Source organism: Micromonospora sp. NPDC052213 (genome assembly GCF_040679695.1).
Lineage (GTDB): Bacteria > Actinomycetota > Actinomycetes > Mycobacteriales > Micromonosporaceae > Micromonospora.
In genome coordinates this window covers 1-5,673 of record NZ_JBFAVI010000270.1, presented here as the reverse complement: position 1 = coordinate 5,673, position 5,673 = coordinate 1, and the positions used below count along the sequence as shown (strand labels likewise).

At 74.2% G+C, this 5,673-nt stretch carries 6 protein-coding genes and 1 pseudogene; 3 read left to right on the top strand and 4 right to left on the bottom strand.

The annotated features are described in order from the left end of the window. The 3 genes and pseudogenes from AB0L34_RS32605 to AB0L34_RS32595 form a co-directional block, all read right to left on the bottom strand. Positions 1–408, bottom strand: a pseudogene (locus AB0L34_RS32605) (ROK family protein); the annotation flags it as partial. A 6-nt stretch (positions 409–414) separates the two neighbouring features. Beyond that, positions 415–768: a DoxX family protein gene (locus AB0L34_RS32600; RefSeq protein WP_363709380.1), complete on the bottom strand. Its 354-nt coding sequence runs from the start codon at positions 766–768 to the stop codon at positions 415–417. Positions 769–859: 91 nt separating this feature from the next. Beyond that, positions 860–1,291 (bottom strand): type II 3-dehydroquinate dehydratase, encoded by a 432-nt coding sequence (locus tag AB0L34_RS32595; RefSeq protein ID WP_357463250.1) that lies wholly within the window; start codon positions 1,289–1,291, stop codon positions 860–862. Between the two features lie 336 nt (positions 1,292–1,627). On the opposite strand from AB0L34_RS32595, the gene AB0L34_RS32590 reads away from it, so the two are divergent. Genes AB0L34_RS32590 through AB0L34_RS32580 form a run of 3 tightly spaced genes read left to right on the top strand, consistent with a single transcriptional unit; the run spans position 1,628 to position 4,696 of the window. Next, a complete protein-coding gene (locus AB0L34_RS32590; protein WP_363709378.1) occupies positions 1,628–2,791 on the top strand; it encodes a DegT/DnrJ/EryC1/StrS family aminotransferase in 1,164 nt (387 codons plus the stop codon). Further along, positions 2,788–3,921 carry a Gfo/Idh/MocA family oxidoreductase gene (locus AB0L34_RS32585; protein WP_363709376.1) on the top strand — a complete coding sequence of 378 codons (1,134 nt, stop codon included), beginning with the start codon at positions 2,788–2,790 and terminating at the stop codon, positions 3,919–3,921. Before AB0L34_RS32590 ends, AB0L34_RS32585 begins: the two co-directional genes overlap by 4 nt. Before the next feature lie 37 nt (positions 3,922–3,958). Next, positions 3,959–4,696 (top strand): HAD-IA family hydrolase, encoded by a 738-nt coding sequence (locus AB0L34_RS32580; protein ID WP_363709374.1) that lies wholly within the window; start codon positions 3,959–3,961, stop codon positions 4,694–4,696. A 72-nt stretch (positions 4,697–4,768) separates the two neighbouring features. On the opposite strand, the gene AB0L34_RS32575 is transcribed toward AB0L34_RS32580, so the two are convergent. Then, positions 4,769–5,673 (bottom strand): condensation domain-containing protein (locus AB0L34_RS32575; RefSeq protein WP_363709372.1); only part of this gene is annotated, 905 nt, incomplete at its 5' end.

The window sequence follows — 5,673 nt, the reverse complement described above, 5'->3', positions numbered from 1 at the left end:
GGCGCAGCGTGCCTCGGCCAGGGCGGCGAGATCACCGTCGTCGGCGACGGCGGTCGCCGCGTCGGGTAAGAGGCGGCGCAGCGCGCCGGTGAGGTCGAGGCCCGCCCAGCCGGGGCGCCCAGGCCAGGTGGTGACGGTGCCCCCGGTGTCAGTGGTCGCCGGCATGGCCACCCCGACCGCGTCCACCGGCCCCCACCGGTCGAGCAGCCGGTCCACCTCGACGGCCAGCACCGTCAGGTCGTCGGCCGGGTCGGCGGCCCCCCGGGGCCAGCGGAAGGTCCGGTCGTACGCCGGCCGGCCGGCCGCCTCGGCGCGCAGCGCCACCTTGGTGCCGCCGACGTCGACGCCCAGCACCCCGACGGGGCCCCGCCGGTCGGGCCCGGCGGCGGGACGCTGCGGGTCGGGCACGGCGACTCAGCCCTTGAGCACGTGGAGGACCACCAGCGCCACCGCGGCGACGGCGAAGACCACCGGCGTCAGGGTCTCGGCGGCCGGGTCCTTCACGCGGGCGTGGTAGACCACCGCGCCGACCATCTGCAGGGCGATGCCGACGGCCGCCGCGATACCCAGCGGCGCCCAGATCAGCCCGAGCAGCAGCCCGGCGATCGCGGCGATCTCCAGCACCCCGAGAACGCGGGTCAGACCGGGGGAGACGCCCAGGCGGTCCATCCGCTGGCGCATCTGCGCCTTCCCGGCCAGCTTCGGCACGGCGGTGCTGACGAAGACCGCGGCGAGGATGACGGTCAGGGCGATGACGGGAATGTGCATGTGAGGTCCTTCGGGTGAGGTGGGAGGACGCGGACGACCGTACCGGTGCCGGATGGGCGCGGCCGGCGGCGGAGGCCGGCGCGCCTGGTCCTCACCGGACGGTCGCGACGAGGGCGCGGGCGGCCAGCCGGTAGCCCAACGACCCGAGCCCGACGATGACGCCGCTGGCCAGCGGGGCGATGACGGAGTCGTGCCGGAAGCTCTCCCGGGCCCAGACGTTGGACAGGTGCACCTCGATGAAGGGCCGCGGGTAGTTGGCCAGCGCGTCGCGCAGGCTCCAGCCGGCGATCATCAGCGCGCCCGGGTTGACGATGGCGCCGACGGTGTCGTACCGGCTCTGGATCGCGCGGATCAGGGCGCCCTCGCAGTCGTGCTGCTCGGCCACCACCCGCCAGCCTCGCGCGGCGACCTCCTCGCCGACGGCCCGTTCGATGTCGTCGAGGGTGTCGGTGCCGTAGATCTCCGGCTCCCGCCTGCCGAGGATGCCCAGGTTCGGGCCGTTGAGCAGCAGCACGTCCGACACGCTTCACCTCGCGGGGGCGCGGGTCCTGTCCCGGCAGGACCCGATGAGTGGTCCTCCGCAGTCTTACTGCGCGGCCGGCGGGGGGCGACCCGGCGACAGCCCGCGCGCGGGTGGAGTAAGGGGTACGTAGGGGCTGTTAGGGGCGGTGACCCGGCGCCCCGTTCGGTTACCGTCCTCCCTGCTGAAGCGACGCCGCCAGCTCCACGGGGGCGTCACCTACCTCGAACCGGCCATCCAACGCCCCGGTGCGCCCGGACCGCGTACCGGCGGTCCCGGGTCGTCGCGCCCGATGTCCGGCGAAGCCCCTGGTCTGTCCGAGTTGGGAAGTGGGAAGTCATGAGTGGTCAGCCCTCGACGGTGTCGGAGTTCCCCGAGTGGCCGCAGTTCGGTGACGAGGAGCGCGCCGGTCTGATCCGCGCCCTCGAGCAGGGCCAGTGGTGGCGGATGGGCGGTAGTGAGGTCGACTCCTTCGAGCAGGAGTTCGGCGCCTACCACGGCACGCCGCACGCGCTCGCCGTCACCAACGGCACCCACGCCCTCGAGGTCGCCCTGGAGGTGCTCGGCGTCGGCCCCGGCACCGAGGTGATCGTCCCGGCCTTCACGTTCATCTCGTCGTCGCTGGCCGCGCAGCGCCTGGGCGCCGTCGCCGTGCCGGTCGACGTCCACCTGGACACCTACAACATGGACCCGGCCGCGGTCGAGGCCGCCATCACGCCGCGCACCAAGGTCATCATGCCGGTGCACATGGCCGGCCAGTTCGCCGACATGGACGCGCTGAGCAAGCTCGCGGCCGACGCCGGGGTGGCGCTGCTCCAGGACGCCGCACACGCCCAGGGCGCGCAGTGGCAGGGCAAGCGGGCCGGGGCGCTCGGCTCGGTGGCCGCGTTCAGCTTCCAGAACGGCAAGCTGATGACCGCCGGCGAGGGCGGCGCGATCCTCTTCCCCGACGAGGAACTGCGCGAGCGGGCGTTCCTCGTGCACAGCTGCGGCCGGCCCCGCACCGACCGGGACTACCTGCACAGCACCACCGGCTCGAACTACCGGATGGGCGAGTTCACCGCCGCCGTGCTGCGCGCCCAGCTGGGCCGGCTGGACGAGCAGATCGCGGTGCGCGAGCAGCGCTGGCCGCTGCTGGCGAGCCTGCTCGCCGAGATCCCCGGCGTGGTGCCGCAGGGGCGCGACGAGCGCGGCGACCGCAACCCGCACTACATGGCCATGTTCCGGGTCCCCGGGATCACCATGGAGCGCCGCCGCGCCGTGGTGGACGCGCTGATCGCGCGGGGCGTCCCCGCGTTCGTGGCGTTCCGGGCCATCTACCGGTGCGAGGGCTTCTGGAAGGCCGGCGCCCCCGACGAGTCGGTCGAGGCGATCGCGGCCCGCTGCCCCAACGTCGAGCAGATCCACGCCGACTGCATCTGGCTGCACCACCGCACCCTGCTCGGCACCGAGCAGCAGATGCACGAGATCGCGGCCGTGCTCGCCGACGTCCTCGCCGGATGACCGGCCTGCCCTCGGCCGCCGCGACCGACCGCCCGGTGCGGGTCGCGGTGGCCGGCCTCGGGTGGGCCGGGCGGGAGATCTGGCTGCCCCGGCTCGCCGCGCACCCGGGTTTCACGGTGACCGCCGTGGTCGACCCGGAACCCGGCGTCCGCGACCGGGCCCGCGACAGCCACCACGTCCCCGCCGCGTACGCCGACGTCGACGAGCTGCCGGTCGGCGCCGCCGACCTGGTGGTGGTCGCCGTGCCGAACCACCTGCACGCCGCCGTCGCCGCCCGGCTGCTGCGCCGGGGCGTACCGGTGTTCCTGGAGAAGCCGGTCTGCCTGACCTCCGCCGAGTCGACCCTGCTCGCCGAGGCGGAGCGCGACGGCGGCGCGGTGCTGCTCGCCGGCAGCGCCGCCCGCTACCGGGCCGACGTCCGGGCGCTGGCCGACGCGGCCGGCGAGCTGGGCCCGATCCGGCACGTCGACGTGGCCTGGGTCCGCGCCCGGGGCGTGCCCGACGCCGGCGGCTGGTTCACCCGGCGCGACCTCTCCGGCGGTGGCGCGCTGGTGGACCTCGGCTGGCACCTGCTCGACACGGTGCTGCCGATGCTCGGCCCGACCCGCATCACCCACGCCGTCGGCAGCGTCTCCGACGACTTCGTCAACGACAGCGGGGCCCACGCCGCCTGGCGCAGCGACGCCGACACCGCCGGCCGCGCCCCTGGCGACGTCGAGGACACCGCCCGGGGTTTCCTGCTCACCGACACCGGCGCGTCCGTCACCCTGCACGCGTGCTGGGCCTCGCACGAGGCGCTGGACCGTACGACGATCACGGTGCACGGCGCGGCCGGCTCGGCGACGCTGCGCTGCACGTTCGGCTTCAGCCCGAACCGGGACCCGGAGCCGGTGCTGACCCGCACCCGCGACGGCGAGACCGTCCGGCTGCCGCTGCCCGCCGAGCCGATCGGCACCGAGTACGCCCGCCAGCTCGACGCCCTCCCCGGCCTGCTCGCCGACCTTGCCAGCCGGGGCGCGGCCGTCGCCGAGGCGGGGCGCACCATCGACATCATCGAACGCATCTACCACTGCGCCCGGCCCACCCGGCCGGAGCGGCAGCACGCGCTGGCGGGCCATCGCGACCGGTGAGAACCACCGTCGACCCCACTCGCTTCCGGGAGCAGCCATGAGCCACCCACCATCCACCGTGGACGCCACACCGGCCACCTCCGACGCGGCCTCGGCCGTGGTCGACGGGGCCGGCCCGGCGTCGGCCCGGGGGCCGATCCGGGCGGTCGTGTTCGACCTCGACGGCGTCGTGGTCGACAGCTCGGCCGTGATGCGTGAGGCGTTCAGCATCGCGTACGCCGAGGTGGTGGGGGACGGGCCGGCCCCGTTCGAGGAGTACAACCGGCACATGGGTCGGTACTTCCCGGACATCATGCGGCTCATGGGGCTGCCGCTGGAGATGGAGGAGCCCTTCGTCCGGGAGAGCTACCGGATGGCGCACCTCGTGCCGCTGTTCCCCGGCGTACGGGAGACGCTGGAGACCCTGCACGAGCGGGGCATCCGGATGGCCATCGCCACCGGCAAGAGTGGGCCGCGGGCGCGCTCGCTGCTCGACACGCTCGGGGTGCTGGGGCTGTTCGACCATGTGATCGGGTCCGACGAGGTGGCCCGCCCGAAGCCGGCACCGGACATCGTGCTCCAGGCGCTGGGGCTGATGGACGTGCCGGCGGACCAGGCCATGATGGTCGGGGACGCGGTGATCGACCTGATGAGCGGGCGCGAGGCGGGGGCGACGACCGTGGCCACGACGTGGCACGGCGGGGATGTCAGCGCGCTGCTGGCCGCCGGGCCGGACCTGGTCGCGCACGCGCCGGGGGACCTGCTCGAACACTGCCCGGCGGCGCTCGTTCCCTGACGTCGCGCCGGGCGGCCCTTCGAGCCAGCCTCCCCGGCCCAGATCGTAGCCCGGCTTGCCCTGACGGCCCGATCAGTGCGTCGAGTCGTCGACCGGGGGTCCGGCTTCGAGGAACCGCAGCATGTGGGTGCCCAGCTCCTCCGCGAGGCCGTAGGGGAACTGGTCTGTGCGGATGGTGATGCGCAGGAGGACCTCCCCGTTGCCGGGCAGCACCTCGACGAGGAGGCCGCCCGACCATTCCCGGGCGTACGGCTCGACGACCTCCTCGGTCCGGCAGCCGGGCAGCTCAAGCGGAAGCACCACGTTGTCCTGGTACGCGAAGCTGGGCAGGCTGGTGATCACCTCGCCCCGGAGGCCGAAGGTCGGGTCGGCGGTCATCTCCAGGAAGGGGACGTCCTGGGCGGCCATCAGCTCGTCGACGGTACGCTGCACGGTCCGGACCAGGTCTCGCTCCGGCCCGTCGAACCGGACGCGGAGGCAGTTGGAGTTGATCCTGCTCGTGAAGGTGGAGTCGAGGATGCGGCTGCCGCGTTGGGCCACGATCATCAGTAGGCCGATGTCGTCCTGTTGGCGGAGGGCGCGCAGCGCGGTGGCGTAGGCGGCGGCGAAGTAGGCGGAGCGGCTGAACCGGTGTTCGCGGGCGGCTCGGTCCCAGCGGTCGAGCACCTGAGGCGTGACGGTGACGGTGTGTCCGGCCCTGGGGCCCCAGGCCGGCGGCGGTGGCAGCGCCGCGCCGGCCCCCTGGCGGGGCAGGCCGCGGAGCTGTTCGCGCCAGTAGGCCCGTTGCGTTTCCAGGTCGGCCGCGGCGCGCAGCCGGCTGTACTCGTCGTAGAACTGGCGCAGGGTGGGTGCGGGGCGGTCCCATGCGGGTGTCTGGCCGGCCTGGCGTGCGGTGTAGGCGTGGCTGAGGTCGTGGACGAGGAGGGCGTGTGACCATCCGTCGAAGGCGATGTGGTGGATGCCGATGCCGAAGAGGA